Origin of the sequence: Marisediminicola sp. LYQ134, assembly GCF_046599635.1 — a bacterium.
In the GTDB taxonomy this organism is placed as follows: Bacteria; Actinomycetota; Actinomycetes; order Actinomycetales; family Microbacteriaceae; genus Marisediminicola.
Map to the genome: position 1 here is coordinate 436,450 of NZ_JBKIWP010000001.1, position 16,489 is coordinate 452,938.

The 16,489-nt window shown below is 66.2% G+C and carries 18 protein-coding genes; 15 read left to right on the plus strand and 3 right to left on the minus strand.

What is annotated here, in order from left to right; genetic code table 11:
• Positions 1–13: 13 nt before the first annotated feature.
• The 10 genes from atpB (at position 14) to ACLHIH_RS02180 (ending at position 8,231) form a co-directional block, all read left to right on the plus strand.
• Entirely contained in the window at positions 14–832 is an 819-nt protein-coding gene (gene atpB / locus ACLHIH_RS02135; RefSeq protein WP_411315065.1) for a F0F1 ATP synthase subunit A, read from the plus strand.
• 50 nt (positions 833–882) lie between these two features.
• Positions 883–1,110, plus strand: coding sequence for an ATP synthase F0 subunit C (atpE, locus tag ACLHIH_RS02140; RefSeq protein WP_411315066.1), 228 nt, complete (start codon positions 883–885; stop codon positions 1,108–1,110).
• A gap of 8 nt (positions 1,111–1,118) precedes the next feature.
• Positions 1,119–1,688, plus strand: coding sequence for a F0F1 ATP synthase subunit B (locus ACLHIH_RS02145; RefSeq protein WP_411315067.1), 570 nt, complete (start codon positions 1,119–1,121; stop codon positions 1,686–1,688).
• 2 nt (positions 1,689–1,690) lie between these two features.
• On the plus strand, positions 1,691–2,488 hold the full coding sequence (locus ACLHIH_RS02150; protein WP_411315068.1) for a F0F1 ATP synthase subunit delta: 798 nt from the start codon (positions 1,691–1,693) through the stop codon (positions 2,486–2,488).
• A 72-nt stretch (positions 2,489–2,560) separates the two neighbouring features.
• The gene (atpA, locus tag ACLHIH_RS02155) at positions 2,561–4,198 is read left to right on the plus strand and encodes a F0F1 ATP synthase subunit alpha (protein WP_411315069.1); all 1,638 of its coding nucleotides are present in this window, start codon (positions 2,561–2,563) and stop codon (positions 4,196–4,198) included.
• 1 nt (position 4,199) lies between these two features.
• The gene (locus tag ACLHIH_RS02160; RefSeq protein WP_411315070.1) at positions 4,200–5,099 is read left to right on the plus strand and encodes a F0F1 ATP synthase subunit gamma; all 900 of its coding nucleotides are present in this window, start codon (positions 4,200–4,202) and stop codon (positions 5,097–5,099) included.
• A gap of 34 nt (positions 5,100–5,133) precedes the next feature.
• Entirely contained in the window at positions 5,134–6,609 is a 1,476-nt protein-coding gene (gene atpD, locus ACLHIH_RS02165) for a F0F1 ATP synthase subunit beta (protein WP_411315071.1), read from the plus strand.
• A gap of 2 nt (positions 6,610–6,611) precedes the next feature.
• On the plus strand, positions 6,612–6,896 hold the full coding sequence (locus ACLHIH_RS02170) for a F0F1 ATP synthase subunit epsilon (RefSeq protein WP_411315072.1): 285 nt from the start codon (positions 6,612–6,614) through the stop codon (positions 6,894–6,896).
• A gap of 3 nt (positions 6,897–6,899) precedes the next feature.
• Positions 6,900–7,421, plus strand: coding sequence for an AAA family ATPase (locus ACLHIH_RS02175; protein ID WP_411315073.1), 522 nt, complete (start codon positions 6,900–6,902; stop codon positions 7,419–7,421).
• A gap of 33 nt (positions 7,422–7,454) precedes the next feature.
• The gene (locus tag ACLHIH_RS02180) at positions 7,455–8,231 is read left to right on the plus strand and encodes a YaaA family protein (protein ID WP_411315074.1); all 777 of its coding nucleotides are present in this window, start codon (positions 7,455–7,457) and stop codon (positions 8,229–8,231) included.
• Positions 8,232–8,241: 10 nt separating this feature from the next.
• Here the strand turns inward: ACLHIH_RS02180 and ACLHIH_RS02185 are convergent, their stop codons facing one another.
• Positions 8,242–8,784 carry a methylated-DNA--[protein]-cysteine S-methyltransferase gene (locus tag ACLHIH_RS02185; protein WP_411315075.1) on the minus strand — a complete coding sequence of 181 codons (543 nt, stop codon included), beginning with the start codon at positions 8,782–8,784 and terminating at the stop codon, positions 8,242–8,244.
• A gap of 160 nt (positions 8,785–8,944) precedes the next feature.
• Between ACLHIH_RS02185 and ACLHIH_RS02190 the strand changes: the two genes are divergently transcribed.
• Positions 8,945–9,907, plus strand: coding sequence for an aldo/keto reductase (locus ACLHIH_RS02190; protein ID WP_411315076.1), 963 nt, complete (start codon positions 8,945–8,947; stop codon positions 9,905–9,907).
• Positions 9,908–9,947: 40 nt separating this feature from the next.
• On the opposite strand, the gene ACLHIH_RS02195 is transcribed toward ACLHIH_RS02190, so the two are convergent.
• Both ACLHIH_RS02195 and ACLHIH_RS02200 read right to left on the minus strand, forming a co-directional pair.
• Positions 9,948–11,363, minus strand: a complete 1,416-nt coding sequence (locus ACLHIH_RS02195) for an aspartate aminotransferase family protein (protein ID WP_411315077.1) — start codon at positions 11,361–11,363, stop codon at positions 9,948–9,950.
• Between the two features lie 2 nt (positions 11,364–11,365).
• Entirely contained in the window at positions 11,366–11,848 is a 483-nt protein-coding gene (locus ACLHIH_RS02200) for an Lrp/AsnC family transcriptional regulator (RefSeq protein WP_411315078.1), read from the minus strand.
• 124 nt (positions 11,849–11,972) lie between these two features.
• On the opposite strand from ACLHIH_RS02200, the gene ACLHIH_RS02205 reads away from it, so the two are divergent.
• The 4 genes from ACLHIH_RS02205 (at position 11,973) to ACLHIH_RS02220 (ending at position 16,471) form a co-directional block, all read left to right on the plus strand.
• A complete protein-coding gene (locus ACLHIH_RS02205; protein ID WP_411315079.1) occupies positions 11,973–13,406 on the plus strand; it encodes a gamma-aminobutyraldehyde dehydrogenase in 1,434 nt (477 codons plus the stop codon).
• 20 nt (positions 13,407–13,426) lie between these two features.
• Positions 13,427–14,047 carry an FHA domain-containing protein gene (locus tag ACLHIH_RS02210; RefSeq protein ID WP_411315080.1) on the plus strand — a complete coding sequence of 207 codons (621 nt, stop codon included), beginning with the start codon at positions 13,427–13,429 and terminating at the stop codon, positions 14,045–14,047.
• Positions 14,044–14,880 carry a PP2C family protein-serine/threonine phosphatase gene (locus ACLHIH_RS02215; protein ID WP_411315081.1) on the plus strand — a complete coding sequence of 279 codons (837 nt, stop codon included), beginning with the start codon at positions 14,044–14,046 and terminating at the stop codon, positions 14,878–14,880. The genes ACLHIH_RS02210 and ACLHIH_RS02215 overlap by 4 nt, the downstream gene beginning before the upstream one ends.
• A 163-nt stretch (positions 14,881–15,043) precedes the next feature.
• Positions 15,044–16,471, plus strand: coding sequence for a serine/threonine-protein kinase (locus ACLHIH_RS02220; protein ID WP_411315082.1), 1,428 nt, complete (start codon positions 15,044–15,046; stop codon positions 16,469–16,471).
• Positions 16,472–16,489 lie beyond the last annotated feature (18 nt).

Here is a 16,489-nt window from a genome sequence, read left to right on the forward strand (position 1 = left end):
GTTGGTTCTGTTCATGACCGCGACATCAACTGCGCTGGCGGCTTCTGCTGCTGGCGGCGACGGTTTCTATCCTCCGGGGCTCGAAGAGTTCTTCCCGGCCGGGATCTTCTTCGTCGGTACCCCCTTCGAGATGAACCGGATCGTTCTCGTCCGCATCCTCGCCGTCGCCGTACTGCTGCTCCTGTTCTACATCGGGTTGCGCAAGGCGCGTCGCGTGCCGACACGGCGTCAGGGGCTCGTCGAGCTCGCCGTCGGGTTCGTCAAGACGAACTTCGCCGACGACGTGTTGGGCGAACACGTGGGTCGCCGCTACATGCCGCTGCTCACGGGAACCTTCTTCGGCATCCTCGCGATGAACCTCACCGGGATCATCCCGGCGCTCAACATCGCGAGCACGTCGATCTTCATCATGCCGCTGACGTTCGCCCTCGCTGTCTACGTGGCGTTCATCTACGCGGGCATCAAGAAGCACGGCGGATTCTCGTTCTTCCGCAACCAGCTCTTCCTGCCCGGTGTGCCGTGGCCTATGCACTTCATCCTCGCCCCGGTCGAGCTCATCAACGTGTTCATCGTTAGGCCGCTGTCGCTGTCGCTCCGACTCATGCTCAACATGCTCGTCGGTCACCTCCTCATGGTGCTGTGCTTCTCCGCCACCCACTTCTTCTTCGTCACCGGCGAAGACCTCGGCATCCTGAGCGTGTTCGGTGTCGTCACCCTCGCAGCAGGCGTCGTCATGACCCTGTTCGAATTCGTCATCGCCATCCTGCAGGCCTACGTCTTCACTCTGCTCACGGCCGTCTACATCCAGCAGTCCGTCGCCGAAGAGCACTGAACCGACGAGAAGACCGACCGGTCTTCTCGCCCTATGAAAGGAAATCCACAGTGGATCCAGTCACCCTCGCCCAGCTCACCGGAAACATCAACACCATCGGCTACGGCCTCGCCGCGATCGGCCCCGGAATCGGTGTCGGTATCGTCGCAGGTAAGACCGTCGAGGCCATGGCGCGCCAGCCCGAGATGGCCGGCCAGCTCCGTGTCACGATGTTCCTGGGTATCGCGTTCGCCGAGCTCCTCGGCCTCATCGGTGTCGCCCTCTTCTTCATCGGCTGATCCGACCCATGATCATCTCCAGTCACGCAGAAGGCGAGGTGCCCGAGGGCATCGCGATCTTCTTCCCCGCGGTCTACGACATCATCTGGTCGCTCGTGCCGTTCGCGCTCATCATGGTCTTCTTCTGGAAGTTCGTGATCCCGCGCGTCAACACGATCCTCGACGACCGTGCCGCCGTGATCGAAGGCGGCATCGCGAAAGCCGAGTCGGTTCAGGCCGAAGCGGCTGCCGCACTCGATGAGTACAACACTCAGCTCGCCGAGGGGCGCGCCGAGGCCGCGAAGATCCGCGAGCAGGCTCGCGTCGAGGGTCAGCAGATCCTCGCCGAGCTCAAAGAGCAAGCGGCGAACGAAGCGGCTCGCATCACGGCGAACGCGCACGTGCAGATCCAGGCCGAGCGTCAAGCCGCCCTCGTTTCGCTCCGTGCGGAGATCGGTTCGCTCGCCATCGACCTCGCCTCCGGTGTCATCGGGGAGAACCTCTCCGACGACGCCAAGTCGACGGCGATGGTCGACCGGTTCCTCGCCGAACTCGAAGCATCCGACAGCGCTACGGCGTCAGAGAACACAGGCAGGTAGTCATGGGGTCAGCGACCAGGCAAGCGCTCGAATCGTCGAGAGCGGAACTCTCCGCGCTCAGCGACGGCGTCGATCTGGCCACTGCCGAGCAGCTCTTCGCAGCGACTCGGGCTATCGGTGGTTCGCTCCAACTGCGGGCGCTGCTCGCGGATGCGGCGACCGAGGCCGCTGACAAGCGCACGATCGCCGAGCGCGTGTTCTCCTCGTCTCTCGTGCCGACCGCCCTCGGACTCCTGGCTTCGGCCGCGAGCAAGCGGTGGTCGAGCGACGACGACCTGCTCGCGGGCATCGAGGAGATCGGCATCCGCGCGGCCGCCGTGTCGGCAGACCCCGCGGTGCACATCGAGGCGGAGCTCTTCGCATTCGCCGCGGCGGTGCGGTCGGACTCCGAGCTCGAACTCGCTGTCGGAAGCAAGCTCGGCGACACGGCATCGAAGGTCCAGCTCGTGACGACGCTCCTGCAGAGCAAAGTCTCCCCGCAGACTCTCGCCATCATCAGCCAGCTCGTGCAGCAACCTCGCGGTCGCCGCATCGGTGCGGCGGTGCGCTACGCGGCATCCGTCGTCGCCGACCAGGCTGGCCTCGCTGTCGCGACGGTCACGAGCGCGAGGCCCATCGGCGAGCAGCAGCTCGTGCGACTGCAGCAGGGACTCTCGAAGACCTACGGGATGCAATTGCGCCTCAACCCCGTAGTCGACCCCGCCGTCATCGGCGGGATCCGCGTTCAGGTCGGCGACGACGTGATCGACGGAAGCGTGAGCTCGAAACTCAACGACCTCAGGCTCCAGCTCGCAGGTTGACGCGGACGCTGCGGCGTCCACACCCACAGGATTCGAGACCGCGAAGGTCTCGTGAATAAGACAGGAAGAACGATGGCAGAAGTAACGATCAGCCCAGACGAGATCCGCGACGCCCTCAAGGGCTTCGTCAAGGCCTACGACCCGAGCAAGGCGTCGACGACCGAGGTCGGCTACGTCACGGATGCCTCGGACGGCATCGCCCACGTCGAGGGACTCCCCGGCGTCATGGCGAACGAGCTCATCAAGTTCGCCGACGGCACCCTGGGCCTCGCCCAGAACCTCGACGAGAACGAGATCGGTGTCGTCGTGCTCGGCGAGTTCACCGGGATCGAAGAGGGCATGGAGGTCACCCGCACGGGCGAGGTCCTCTCCGTGCCCGTCGGTGACGGTTACCTCGGTCGCGTCGTCGATCCTCTCGGAAACCCCATGGACGGACTCGGCGACGTCGCCTCCACCGGCCGCCGCGCTCTCGAGCTCCAGGCGCCCGGCGTCATGCAGCGCAAGAGCGTGCACGAGCCTATGCAGACGGGCATCAAGGCGATCGACGCCATGATCCCGATCGGCCGCGGACAGCGTCAGCTCATCATCGGCGACCGCCAGACCGGTAAGACGGCCATCGCGCTCGACACGATCATCAACCAGAAGGCCAACTGGGAGTCGGGAGACCCCTCGAAGCAGGTGCGCTGCATCTACGTCGCCATCGGGCAGAAGGGGTCGACGATCGCGGGCATCAAGGGCGCGCTCGAAGACGCCGGAGCCATGGAGTACACGACGATCGTCGCGAGCCCCGCTTCGGACCCCGCGGGCTTCAAATACCTCGCGCCCTACACCGGTTCGGCCATCGGCCAGCACTGGATGTACGACGGCAAGCACGTTCTCATCATCTTCGACGACCTTTCGAAGCAAGCTGAGGCATACCGCGCCGTGTCGCTCCTCCTGCGTCGTCCGCCGGGACGCGAGGCGTACCCCGGAGACGTCTTCTACCTGCACTCGCGTCTGCTCGAGCGTTGCGCGAAGCTCTCCGACGAGCTCGGCGCGGGATCGATGACGGGACTCCCGATCATCGAGACCAAGGCCAACGACGTCTCGGCCTACATCCCGACCAACGTGATCTCGATCACCGACGGCCAGATCTTCCTGCAGTCCGACCTCTTCAACGCCAACCAGCGCCCCGCGGTCGACGTCGGGATCTCGGTGTCGCGAGTCGGTGGTGACGCTCAGGTCAAGTCGATCAAAAAGGTCTCGGGAACGCTCAAGCTCGAGCTCGCCCAGTACCGCTCGCTCGAGGCCTTCGCGATGTTCGCGTCCGACCTCGACGCCACGAGCCGCCGCCAGCTCGCTCGCGGTGCTCGACTCACCGAACTCTTGCGCCAGCCGCAGTACTCGCCGTACCCCGTCGAGGAACAGGTCGTCTCGATCTGGGCCGGAACCAACGGCAAGCTCGACGAGGTCCCCGTTCCCGACGTCCTGCGCTTCGAACGCGAGCTCATCGACTACCTCGGTCGCAACACCGACGTGCTCTCGACGCTCCGTGAGACCAACGTGTTGAGTGACGAGACGGTCGCCGCCCTCGGCGACGGCGTCGACAAGTTCAAGCTCGAGTTCCAGACCGGCGAAGGCAAGTCCCTCGCCTCGGTCGGCAAGGAAGAGTTCGAGTCTGCCGACGAAGAAGACGTGAACCAGGAGAAAATCGTCAAGGGTCGCCGCTGATATGGGAGCACAACTCCGGGTCTACACGCAGAAGATCAAATCTGCGCAGACGACCAAGAAGATCACGAGGGCGATGGAGTTGATCTCCGCCTCGCGCATCCAGAAAGCGCAGCAGCGTGTCGCCGCGTCGGGACCATACTCGCGTGCCGTCACGCGAGCGGTCTCGGCGGTCGCGACCTACTCCAACACCGATCACATCCTCACGACGGAGCCGGAGAAGGTCGAGCGCGCCGCGGTCGTCATCTTCGCGTCGGACCGGGGACTCGCGGGTGCCTTCAGCTCCAACGCGATCAAGGCAGCCGAAGAGCTCACGGCTCTCCTGCGCAGCCAGGGCAAAGAGGTCGTGTACTACCTCGTCGGTCGCAAGTCGGTCGCGTACTTCGCTTTCCGTCGTCGCGAGTCCGAGCAGCAGTGGATCGGGAGCACCGATCAGCCGCAGTTCGAGACCGCCAAGGAGATCGGCGACGCCCTCGTGGCGCGCTTCATCCAGCCGGCGTCCGAGGGCGGAGTCGACGAGATCCACATCGTCTACAACCGCTTCGTGAGCATGGTCACGCAGGTTCCCGAGGTCGTCCGACTGCTTCCGCTCGAGGTCGTCGAGGGTGTCGAGCAACCCGACGACACCGAGCTGCTTCCGCTCTACGACTTCGAACCCGACGCGACAGACGTGCTCGATGCGCTCCTGCCCGTCTACATCGAGAGCCGCATCTTCAACGCGATGCTGCAATCGGCGGCATCGGAGCACGCGGCTCGTCAGAAGGCCATGAAGTCGGCGTCGGACAACGCCGACACCCTGATCCGGGACTACACGCGGTTGCGCAACAACGCCCGCCAGTCCGAGATCACCCAGCAGATCGCCGAGATCGTGGGCGGCGCCGACGCCCTGAGCTCGTCCAAGTAGTAGACAGAGACCTAAGAAGAAGAGATGAGTAGCAATGACTGACACCGCAATCGCGCCGGTTTCGACCGAGACCCCGGCCGGGGTCGGACGCATCGCTCGCGTCACCGGACCGGTCGTCGACATCGAGTTCCCCCACGACTCGATCCCCGAGATCTACAACGCGCTCAAGACGACCATCACGATCGACGGTGACGCCACCGAGATCACGCTCGAGGTCGCGCAGCACCTCGGCGACGACCTGGTGCGCGCCATCGCGCTCAAGCCGACCGACGGTCTCGTGCGTGGCCAGGAGGTGCGCGACACCGGATCCGCCATCTCGGTGCCCGTCGGAGACGTCACCAAGGGCAAGGTCTTCAACGTCATCGGCGAGGTGCTCAACGCCGACGCCGACGGCACCATGAACGGTGAGAAGATCGAGATCACCGAGCGCTGGCCGATCCACCGCAAGCCCCCGGCCTTCGACCAGCTCGAGTCGAAGACCGAGCTCTTCGAGACCGGTATCAAGGTCATCGACCTCCTGACCCCCTACGTTCAGGGTGGAAAGATCGGCCTCTTCGGTGGTGCCGGTGTCGGCAAGACCGTGCTCATCCAGGAGATGATCCAGCGCGTCGCGCAAGACCACGGTGGTGTGTCGGTGTTCGCCGGTGTCGGTGAGCGCACCCGTGAGGGCAACGACCTCATCATGGAGATGGAAGAGGCGGGCGTCTTCGACAAGACCGCGCTCGTGTTCGGCCAGATGGACGAGCCGCCGGGAACCCGTCTTCGCGTGGCCCTCTCGGCGCTGACGATGGCGGAGTACTTCCGCGACGTGCAGAAGCAAGACGTGTTGCTCTTCATCGACAACATCTTCCGCTTCACGCAGGCCGGTTCCGAGGTGTCGACTCTGCTCGGTCGTATGCCGTCGGCCGTGGGATACCAGCCGAACCTCGCCGACGAGATGGGCATCCTGCAGGAGCGCATCACCTCGACGCGTGGTCACTCGATCACGTCGCTCCAGGCGATCTACGTTCCCGCGGACGACTACACCGACCCCGCGCCGGCCACGACGTTCGCCCACCTCGACGCGACGACCGAGCTCAGCCGCGAGATCGCGTCGAAGGGCCTCTACCCGGCCGTCGACCCGCTCACCTCGACGAGCCGCATCCTCGACCCCCGCTACCTGGGTGAGGACCACTACCGCGTCGCCGTGAGCGTCAAGCAGATCCTCCAGAAGAACAAGGAACTGCAGGAGATCATCGCGATCCTCGGTGTCGACGAGCTCAGCGAAGAAGACAAGATCACCGTCTCGCGCGCACGCCGCATCCAGCAGTTCCTCTCGCAGAACACCTACATGGCGAAGAAGTTCACCGGTGTCGAGGGATCGACCGTTCCGCTCAAAGACACGATCGAGTCGTTCGACGCGATCGTCAAGGGCGACTTCGACAGCGTCGCCGAGCAGGCGTTCTTCAACGTCGGATCGATCTCCGACGTCGAAGAGAAGTGGGCTCAGATCCAGAAAGAGAACGACTAGTCATGGCAGACGTCTCCGCTCGCGGCGGACTGACTGTCAGCGTCGTCGCGGCCGACCAGGAGATCTGGACCGGCCGCGCGACGATGGTCGTCGCACGCACGACCGAGGGTGAGATCGGGATCCTTCCGGGTCACGAGCCGCTCCTCGCGATCCTCGCGGCCGGTGAGGTGCGGGTGTCGGATGTCGGCGGGAGCACGATCACCGCTAATGCGGAAGACGGCTTCCTCTCGGTGGCCCAGGATGTCGTCACGATCGTCGCGCGCAACGCGGCACTCGTTCGGGCATAGTCCATGCTCATCGCGATGGCGGGACTCCCCGGCACGGGGAAGAGCACGATGGCGGGGCTCATCGGCTCGCAATTGCGCGCCGCCGTCGTGTCGGTCGATCCGATCGAAGCCGCGATCCTCGAGGCGGGCATCGCGCAGGACCAACCGACCGGTCTCGCCGCCTATCTCGTCGCCGAGACGATCGCCGAGTCTGTGCTCGGCGCGGGTCAGAGCATCGTCGTCGACGCGGTCAACGCCGTCGCGCCCGCTCGGGAGCAGTGGGTCGACCTCGCCCGCAAGCACGGCACGGAGCTCCGCTTCGTCGAGGTGACGTGTTCCGACAGCGAACTCCATCGCACGCGACTGCTCGCGCGCAATCGCAATCTGCCGCACGCCGGCGAGCCCAATTGGCACGCGGTCGAGCAGAGCCTCGACGAGTACGACGAGTGGACGGGTGCGAGCGCCGCGGTCAAGCGCATCACGCTCGACACCTCTGCGCCGGTGCAGGCGAACGCCGAGGCGGCTCTCGCCTTCCTCACCGACTGAGCCGTCGCTTTCTCGAATATCCGCCGCACGACGATGCTCATTCTGTTGCCTCCGTCGGAGACGAAGCGCGACGGTGGCGATGTCGACCGGCGGCTCGCGCTCGACGCCTTGAGCTACCGCGAGTTGACGCCGGTGCGGCGCGCGACCATCGCGCGTCTGCGCGCGGTGTCGCGCACGATTTCGGGCGGTCTCACCGCTCTCAAGCTCAGCGCGGGGCAGCGTGTCGAGGTCGATCGCAATCGTGCCCTCGGGTCGAGCGCCACGATGGCCGCAGTGGACCGCTACACGGGTGTTCTCTACGACGCGCTCGACTCGGCATCCCTCTCGAGCGAGGCGCGTTCTCTCGCGGGAGAGGCCGTCGTCATCCACTCGGCGCTCTTCGGATTCGTCGGTGCTCTCGACCCCATTCCGGCCTATCGTCTATCGCACGACTCGCGCTTGCCCGGTTCGTCTCTCGCGTCGGTGTGGCGGGAGCCTCTCGCCCACATCCTCGATCAGACGTCGGGGCTCGTGCTCGACCTGAGGTCGGAGTCGTATTCCTCGATGGGTCCGCTCGCAAGCGGCGCCGATCGGTGGTTCGTGAGGGTCGTCGCTCGCGGGGAGGACGGGGTCGGCCGGGCCCTCAACCACTTCAACAAGAAAGGGAAGGGCCAGTTCGTGCGGCGCATCCTCGAGGCCGGCATCGACCACGCGAACACGGACTCGCTGCTCGCGTGGGCGGCAGCCTCGGAAATCGACCTCGAGTTCGGTGACCGCCCGGGTGAACTGAATCTCGCGGTCGCGAACACGGTGGCAGGGTCGGCTCGGTGACCGCGCGCCGCTAACGGTGGGCGATGCCCTCGTGGTCGAGGAGCCAGACCTTGGTGGGCACGCCGTCGCCGGCGCTGTACCCCGTGATCTTCTTGTTCGTCGCGAGAACGCGATGGCACCCGACGATGATCGGCACCGGGTTGGCTCCGATGGCGCCGCCGACCGCTCTCCCCGCCGTCGGACGGCCCGTCGCGCGGCCGATGCTCCCGTAGGACTCGACCTCCCCGAAGGGGATGGCCTGCAGTCGCTCCCACACGGCCCGACGGAACGGGGTGCCCTCGAGCGCCACGGGCACATCGAAGGTGGTGCGTTCGCCCGCGAAGTACTCGGTGATTTGCGCGATCGCGGAATCGAGCACCGCGCATGGGATGTCGTCGACACCGTCGTGGGGGAGTGCGCCGCCGCTCTCGATCGCGAGAGCCGTCACAGCCTCACCATCGCTCGTGACCTCGATGCGGCCGAGGGGGCTCGACATGCGGGCGACGAAGAACTCGCCGGGAGAACCTGTGGTGGGAGCGGAGCCGCTTTCGGGAGCGGAGATCGTGGTCGTCATGTGCACGACTGTAGCCGCGCCCGACACCAGCGGATCGCGGGAATCGGACATCGCGAGTCGTGCACCGCGGAGGGCGACCGGGGAGGAGAAGAAGCACGTCTCCACCGGCACGTCCCCACCGGCACTGCCCCACCGACCCCGCGCGATCTACGCTGGAGCCATGCCAGAAATCGACTACCGCCCGCTCGGTCGCTCCGGCCTCGTCGTGTCGACGATCGGGATCGGATGCAACAACTTCGGACGCCCGAAGACGCGCACCGAGACCCAGGAGGGCACGAACGCGGTCGTGCACGCGGCGATCGACGCGGGGGTCACCCTCTTCGACACCGCGGACATCTACGGCGGGGAGCGCGGCCTGAGCGAGACACTCATGGGCAAGGCCCTCGCGGGTCGCCGCGATGACATCGTGCTCGCGAGCAAGTTCGGCCTCGACATGCAGGGGGCGAACGGGCCGGACTGGGGTGCGCGGGCGTCGCGTCGCTACGTGCGCATCGCCGTCGAGGCATCGCTGCGCCGCCTGCAGACCGAGTGGATCGACCTCTACCAGCTGCACACGCCCGATCCGATCACCCCGATCGACGAGACCCTCTCGGTCCTCGACGATCTCGTGCGCGAGGGCAAGATCCGCTATCTCGGCCACTCGAACCTCGCGGGCTGGCAGATCGCGGAAGCCGAATTCGTGGCCAGACAGAGCGGGGCGACACCGTTCGTCTCGGCTCAGAACGAATACAGCCTGCTCGAGCGATCGGTGGAGCGCGACGTGCTCCCCGCGGTCCGGGCATACGGCCTCGGCTTCCTCCCGTACTTCCCGCTCTACAACGGCCTCTTCACGGGTAAGTTCTCACGCTCGGGCGGGCCGGCCGACAGCCGGATCATGCACACCCGGCCGCACATCCTCGAGAACGCGCCGTGGGATGTCCTCGACGCCTACGCGGTGTTCTGCGCGGATCGCGGCGTGACGATGCTCGAGGCGACATTCGCGTGGTTGCTCGCCCAGCCGGGCCTCACGAGCGTGATCGCGGGAGCGACGAGCCCCGAGCAGATCGTCGCCAATGCGACCGCGTCGACGGCGTGGTCGCCCTCCGTGGACGACGTCGCCGAGATCTCCCGCATCTTCGCGTGACCCGGATGCCGCGCGCATCACCTCACGGGGTGCCTCTGCGCTAGAGCCTGGCCCACGCCTCCGTGAGCACCGACCGCAGGATCTGTTCGATCTCGTCGAATTGCTCCGGCCCCGTCGTGAGCGGCGGTGCGAGTTGCACGACAGGGTCGCCGCGATCGTCGGCACGGCAGTAGAGCCCCGCGTCGAAGAGCGCTTTCGACATGAAGCCCCGCAGGAGTCGCTCCGACTCGTCGGCGTCGAAAGTCTCTTTCGTCGCCTTGTCTTTCACGAGCTCGATGCCGAAGAAGTACCCGTCTCCGCGCACGTCGCCGACGATCGGGAGGTCGAGGAGTTTCTCGAGGGTCGATCGGAAGACCGGCGAGTTCTTTCGAACCCGCTCGTTGAGTTTCTCCTCCTCGAAGATGTCGAGGTTGGCGAGGGCCACGGCCGCCGACACCGGATGACCGCCGAACGTATAGCCGTGGTAGAACGCGGTGTCTCCGTGCTTGAACGGCTCGTAGATCCTGTCGCTCACGATCGTCGCGCCGATCGGGGAGTAACCGCTCGTCATCCCCTTCGCGCACGTGATCATGTCGGGGACGAAGCCGTAGGCGTCGCACGCGAAGAACTCGCCGATGCGACCGAAAGCGCAGATCACCTCGTCGCTCACGAGCAGAACGTCGTAGGTGTCGCAGATCTCGCGAACCCGCTGGAAGTATCCGGGCGGGGGCGGAAAACATCCGCCGCTGTTCTGAACGGGTTCGAGGAAGACCGCGGCCACCGTCTCGGGCCCCTCGAACAGGATCATCTCCTCGATGCGATTCGCCGCCCACTGGCCGAAGGCGTCGAGGTCGTCGGCGTGCTCGGGCGCGCGGTAGAAGTTGGTGTTGGGAACGCGGAAGCCTCCGGGGGTGACGGGCTCGAACATCTCCTTCATCGCGGGGATGCCGGTGATGGCGAGGGCGCCCTGGGGTGTGCCGTGGTAGGCGACCGCACGGGAGATGACCTTGTGCTTCGTCGGGCGACCCTGGAGCTTCCAGTAGTACTTCGCGAGCTTGAACGCCGTCTCGACTGCTTCACCGCCCCCCGTCGAGAAGAACACGCGATTGAGGTCGCCCGGGGCGTAGCCCGCGAGACGATCAGCGAGTTCGATCGCCGACGGGTGCGCGTAGGACCACAGCGGGAAGAACGCGAGCTCCTCCGCCTGCTTGGCCGCGACCTCGGCGAGTCTCTTGCGACCGTGGCCCGCGTTGACGACGAAGAGTCCACTGAGGCCGTCGAGATATCGCTTGCCCCGGCTGTCCCAGATGTGATTTCCCTCACCCTTGACGATGACGGGGACCCCGTGGCCATCCTCCATCACGGACTGCCGGGTGAAGTGCATCCACAGGTGGTCTTTGGCCTTCTGCTGAAGCGTTGCTTCCGCGTCCGACGGCGTGCCGTCTGCGGGCAGTGCGGGAGTCTCCGTCGTCGTCATGGTTATCGCGTTCCCCAGTTGTAGAACTGCTTCTGCAGTTTCAGATAGACGAAGGTCTCGGTCGAGCGCACGCCCTCGATGCTGCGGATGCGCTTGTTGAGGAGTTCGATGAGCTCGTCGTCGTTCTCGCACACGATCTCGGCGAGGATGTCGAAGCTGCCCGCCGTCAAGACGACGTAGTCGACGGCGTCGATCTCGCTGAGCTTCTCGGCGACCTTCGTCGTATCGCCCGCGACGCGGACCCCGATCATCGCCTGGCGGAAGAATCCGAGCTGCATGGGATCGGTCACGGCGACGACTTGCATGACCCCCGAGTCGGTGAGTTTCTGAACCCGTTGCCGCACGGCCGCCTCGCTGAGCCCGACGGCCTTGCCGATCTCGGCGTACGACCGGCGACCGTCGGTCTGCAGTTGCTCGATGATCCCCTTCGACACGTCGTCGAGTTGCGCGGGCTTGGGTCCCGGCGGGCGGCTTGATGATGGCATGGTCCGATTGTGTCAGTGCAAGGGGCGCTCATCAAGCGGATCCGCACTACACAGACCATTCGACGACGAAATCAGTGGTGTTCCACCTTGGCGTCGTGTGCGGCGCGTGGCTATCGTTGATCGCATGACTCGAGAGCTGAAGAACTTCGTCGGTGGGCAGTACGTCGAGGCGCGGGCGACGTCGTCCTTCGAGGTGATCGACCCGGCGACCGAAGACGCATACGCGGTGTCGCCCGTGTCGAGCGGAGACGACATCGCCGCGGCCTACGAGGCGGCGAGTTCGGCGTTCGACGGATGGAGCGAGTCGACACCAGCGGAGCGCCAGCTCGCCCTCTTCCGGATCGCCGATGCCGTCGAAGCCCGTGCCGACGACTTCGCCGACCTCGAATCGCTCGACACCGGCAAGCCGCGAGCCACCCTCGTCGCCGACGAGATCATGCTCTCGGTCGACCAGATCCGCTTCTTCGCGGGGGCGGCGCGCAACCTCGAGGGCCGCGCCGCGGCGGAGTACATGGCAGACCACACCTCCTTCATCAGGAGGGAACCCGTCGGCGTCGTGGGTCAAGTGACGCCGTGGAACTACCCGCTCAACATGGCCGTCTGGAAGTTCGCCCCCGCCATCGCGGCCGGAAACACGACGGTGCTCAAACCGAGCGATACGACCCCCCAGTCCACGCTCCTCCTGGCCGAGGTCGCCGCCGAGTTCCTTCCCCCGGGAGTGCTCAACGTCGTCACGGGCGATCGCACGACGGGGGCGGCGATGATCGAGCACCCGACTCCGCAGATGGTCTCGATCACCGGATCGGTGCGCGCGGGGATGGAGGTCGCGAAGAGCGCGGCATCCGATCTGAAGAGGGTTCACCTCGAACTCGGAGGCAAGGCGCCCGTCGTGGTCTTCGACGACGCGGATATCGAGAGGGCCGTCGAGGGGATCGGGATCGCCGGATACTTCAACGCCGGCCAGGACTGCACGGCGGCGACGCGAGTGCTCGTGCACGAGAGCGTGCACGATCGCTTCGTCGACGCCCTCACGGCGTGGGTCGGCGAGAACGCGCGCACGGGCGCCCCCGACGACGAGCGGGCGTTCTTCGGAGCGCTCAACAACGCCGACCAGTTCGGTCGCGTGCGATCGGTCATCGACGACCTGCCCGCGCACGCCGAAGTGACCGTCGGCGGCCGGAGGCAGGGTGAGAGGGGCTACTTCTTCGAAGCGACCGTCGTCACCGGACTCGAGCAGAGCGACGCCGCGATCCAGAACGAGATCTTCGGCCCGGTCATCACGGTGCAGAGATTCACCGACGAGGCGCAAGCGCTCCGGTGGGCCAACGACGTGCACTACGGGTTGGCGTCGTCGGTCTGGACACGCGATCACGGTCGCGCGATGCGGTTCGCCAAACGCCTCGATTTCGGGTGCGTGTGGATCAACACCCATATCCCCCTCGTGGCCGAGATGCCCCACGGTGGCTTCAAGCACTCGGGGTATGGAAAAGACCTCTCGTCCTACGGATTCGAGGACTACACGCGCGTCAAGCACGTGATGTCGTACATCGGTGAGTAGGCCGACCGTAGGCTGATCGGATGCGGCCAGCCGATTTCGACGACGACACCGTTCTCGTGCCGCGAGCGCCGGGCACCGAGCGCGGCACCGGTGCCCCCGCCGAGTTCGACGAGGACACCGTCACCCGACCTGCCGTCGCGCCGGTTTCCACCGCGGTTCCGGTTCCGTCCCCGCTTCCGCTCCCGCCCGTGGTGCCGGTTCCGCGGTCTGCGACCCGCGTGCCGCGGGGCGGGATCGACGACTCGCGAGCCCCGATCGCCGCGTACCGGTGGAGTCTCAACGATGGCCCCGCGCGATCACTCGATCGCCCTGTTCTCGTGGGACGGGCACCGCGTCTGCCCCGCGTGGTCGACGACGTGGTCCCCGTGCTCGAGACCGTCACGTCGCCGGGAAAACTGGTCTCGTCGACCCACGTGAGGCTCGAACGACAGGGGGCGTCCGTCGTCGTCACCGACCTGAGGTCGACGAACGGTACGCTGGTGACCTCTCCGGGAGCTGTGCGAGTGGCTCTCGGCCCGGGGGACTCGATCGTCGCCGTCCCCGGGACTCTCATCGACATCGGTGACGAGAACGTCATCGAGATCCTCCCGATGGAGAGAGTTCGACCCTCAGACCCCCCGCTCGAAAGGCTCTTTCCTTGACGCAAATCGGCCGCTCAGGGCGACACACCCTGACCATCCCGGGAACGGCCGACGACTCGTTGTCGCTCTCCTGGGGATCCGCCACCGATATCGGTCGCAAACGTCAGCTCAACGAAGACAGCTACCTCGCGCAGTCGCCGTTCTTCGTCGTCGCCGACGGCATGGGCGGGCACTCGTCCGGCGACGTCGCGAGCCGCGCGGTCGTGACGCGCCTCTCGCAGGTCGATTCGAAGGACTTCGCCGAACCTGAGGAGATCTTCACGGCCCTCAAGCTCGCGACCGAAGACATCGCGCTCGCCGCGGACGACGACGATCGGGGCGTCGGCACGACGGCGACGGGCGCCGTGCTCACGGTGCACGGGGGAGAGGCCTACTGGGCCGTCTTCAACATCGGCGACTCCCGGGTCTACCAGTTCGAGAACGGCGAGCTCAAACAAGTGACCGTCGACCACTCGGTCGTGCAGGAGCTCGTCGATGCGGGCCTCATCTCGAAAGAGGATGCCGAGTTCCACCCCGACAGCAACGTCATCACGCGCGCCGTGGGATTCAACGCGCTCCCCGTCGCCGACCTGTGGATGATCCCCGTGCGCGCCGGCCTCCGTTTGCTCGTGTGCTCGGACGGACTCACGCGCGAGGTCGATGACGACGAGATCGCCGACCTCCTCGCCGAGGGCCCCGATCCGCAAGACGCCGCCGAGGCCCTCGTGGCCGCCGCCCTCGAGTCGGGTGGCCGCGACAACATCACGAGCGTCGTCGTCGACATCGTGTCGAGCGTCTCGACGGGGGAGTTCGAACTCGAGAACACGCTACCGAAGCAGACTCCGTCGGACTGAGCGGACGCGGATGTCGCGACCCCCGTTCTGGGGGTCGGCGCGCGGGTCGCGCCGGCCCTCCACCGGGGTCGCACAACCGCACCGTCGGTAGAATGAGGGACCTGTCGATGTGCTCGCGACGATCGTCGTGGTGCGCCGACGCAACACGAGGCGGAGGGGCGTAATGGCCAGACGTCTGCCGTCGACGCCCCCGGTCCTCCCGGGCTTCACACACGTGCACCTCCTCGGTTCGGGAGGGTTCGCCGACGTGTTCCTCTACGAGCAGAACATGCCGAGGCGTCAGGTCGCGGTGAAGGTCATGCTGAGCGAAGTGGTCGACGACCACGTGCGGGACATGTTCAAGGCCGAAGCCAACGTCATGGCGCAATTGAGCGCGCATCCCTCGATCCTCACCGTCTATCACGCGAGTGTGTCGTCCGACGGACGCCCCTACCTCGTCATGGAGTTCTGCTCGTCGTCGCTCACGGAGCGCTATCGCAAGCAGCCCATCCCCGTGCCCGAGGTGCTCCGCATCGCCATCAAGGTCGGGAGCGCGATCGAGACGGCGCACCGCGCGGGCGTGCTTCATCGCGACATCAAGCCGTCCAACATCCTGACCACCGCGTACGGCCACCCCGTGCTCTCCGACTTCGGGATCGCGACGACCCTCGGGGAGTCCGACACGGTCGAGGCGATCGGCATGTCGATCCCCTGGTCGGCCCCCGAGGTCTTGCGCGACGACACCGCGGGCACGATCGCGAGCGAGGTCTGGTCGTTCGGTGCGACGGTCTACTCGCTGCTCGCCGGGCGCTCTCCCTTCGAGGTCGCGGGTGGGTCGAACAAGTCCGCGGACCTCATGGCGCGGGTCGCGAAAGCGAAGGTGCCCCCGATCGGTCGACCGGATGTGCCCGCGAGTCTCGAGCGAGTGCTGCACCGTGCGATGTCGCGACGCCCCGAAGACCGCCCCGGTGCGATGATCGAGATCGTGCGCGAGCTTCAAGCGGTCGAGATGGAACTCGGCGTGAACCAGACCGCGGTCGAGGTCGCCGTCGACGACTGGGCCCTCACGACCGTCACCGATTCGGAAGACCGCACGCTCATCCGCGCGGCCGCGACATCCGTTCCCGCGGCGTCCGACCGACGCGCTCGACGTCGCGCTGCCGCGCGCGGAGGCATCGCCGTCGAGTCGAGCCCCGACACCTCGATGGTCTCGGGACCCGCCTCGCGGAGCACCGCGACGAAGACCGGCCTCGGGCGCACAGGCGTTCGTTCCGTGACCTGGGCGATCGTCGCCGTCGTCGTCGCGGTTCTCGCGGTCGGCGGAGTCACGACGGCGACCCTCCTCGATTCGGCGTCGGACGACATCCCGCGCGTGACCGACATCGCTGCGGTGACGACGGCGACATCCGTCGAGTTCTCATGGGACGACCCGGGGCTCCGCCCGTCGGACAGCTACCAGATCACGACGTCCGATCAGACGTCGAGCATCCAGTCGAGCCCGCGCTTCACGGTCGCGTCGATGGGCGAAGACCGCGTGTGCATCGTCGTCGCCGTCAATCGCGACGGGAAGAACGGCGAAGAGAGCGCCGAGAAATGCGTGGACCTCAGCTAGTGCGGCGCGAACATGGAT

Excerpts from the sequence above, each read along its gene's own strand:
- atpB (WP_411315065.1), top strand. The coding sequence starts at position 14 with ATGACCGCGACATCAACTGCGCTGGCGGCTTCTGCTGCTGGCGGCGAC.
- ACLHIH_RS02145 (WP_411315067.1), top strand. The coding sequence starts at position 1,119 with ATGATCATCTCCAGTCACGCAGAAGGCGAGGTGCCCGAGGGCATCGCG.
- ACLHIH_RS02150 (WP_411315068.1), top strand. The coding sequence starts at position 1,691 with ATGGGGTCAGCGACCAGGCAAGCGCTCGAATCGTCGAGAGCGGAACTC.
- atpA (WP_411315069.1), top strand. The coding sequence starts at position 2,561 with ATGGCAGAAGTAACGATCAGCCCAGACGAGATCCGCGACGCCCTCAAG.
- ACLHIH_RS02160 (WP_411315070.1), top strand. The coding sequence starts at position 4,200 with ATGGGAGCACAACTCCGGGTCTACACGCAGAAGATCAAATCTGCGCAG.
- atpD (WP_411315071.1), top strand. The coding sequence starts at position 5,134 with ATGACTGACACCGCAATCGCGCCGGTTTCGACCGAGACCCCGGCCGGG.
- ACLHIH_RS02170 (WP_411315072.1), top strand. The coding sequence starts at position 6,612 with ATGGCAGACGTCTCCGCTCGCGGCGGACTGACTGTCAGCGTCGTCGCG.
- ACLHIH_RS02175 (WP_411315073.1), top strand. The coding sequence starts at position 6,900 with ATGCTCATCGCGATGGCGGGACTCCCCGGCACGGGGAAGAGCACGATG.
- ACLHIH_RS02180 (WP_411315074.1), top strand. The coding sequence starts at position 7,455 with ATGCTCATTCTGTTGCCTCCGTCGGAGACGAAGCGCGACGGTGGCGAT.
- ACLHIH_RS02185 (WP_411315075.1), bottom strand. The coding sequence starts at position 8,784 with ATGACGACCACGATCTCCGCTCCCGAAAGCGGCTCCGCTCCCACCACA.
- ACLHIH_RS02190 (WP_411315076.1), top strand. The coding sequence starts at position 8,945 with ATGCCAGAAATCGACTACCGCCCGCTCGGTCGCTCCGGCCTCGTCGTG.
- ACLHIH_RS02195 (WP_411315077.1), bottom strand. The coding sequence starts at position 11,363 with ATGACGACGACGGAGACTCCCGCACTGCCCGCAGACGGCACGCCGTCG.
- ACLHIH_RS02200 (WP_411315078.1), bottom strand. The coding sequence starts at position 11,848 with ATGCCATCATCAAGCCGCCCGCCGGGACCCAAGCCCGCGCAACTCGAC.
- ACLHIH_RS02205 (WP_411315079.1), top strand. The coding sequence starts at position 11,973 with ATGACTCGAGAGCTGAAGAACTTCGTCGGTGGGCAGTACGTCGAGGCG.
- ACLHIH_RS02210 (WP_411315080.1), top strand. The coding sequence starts at position 13,427 with ATGCGGCCAGCCGATTTCGACGACGACACCGTTCTCGTGCCGCGAGCG.
- ACLHIH_RS02220 (WP_411315082.1), top strand. The coding sequence starts at position 15,044 with ATGGCCAGACGTCTGCCGTCGACGCCCCCGGTCCTCCCGGGCTTCACA.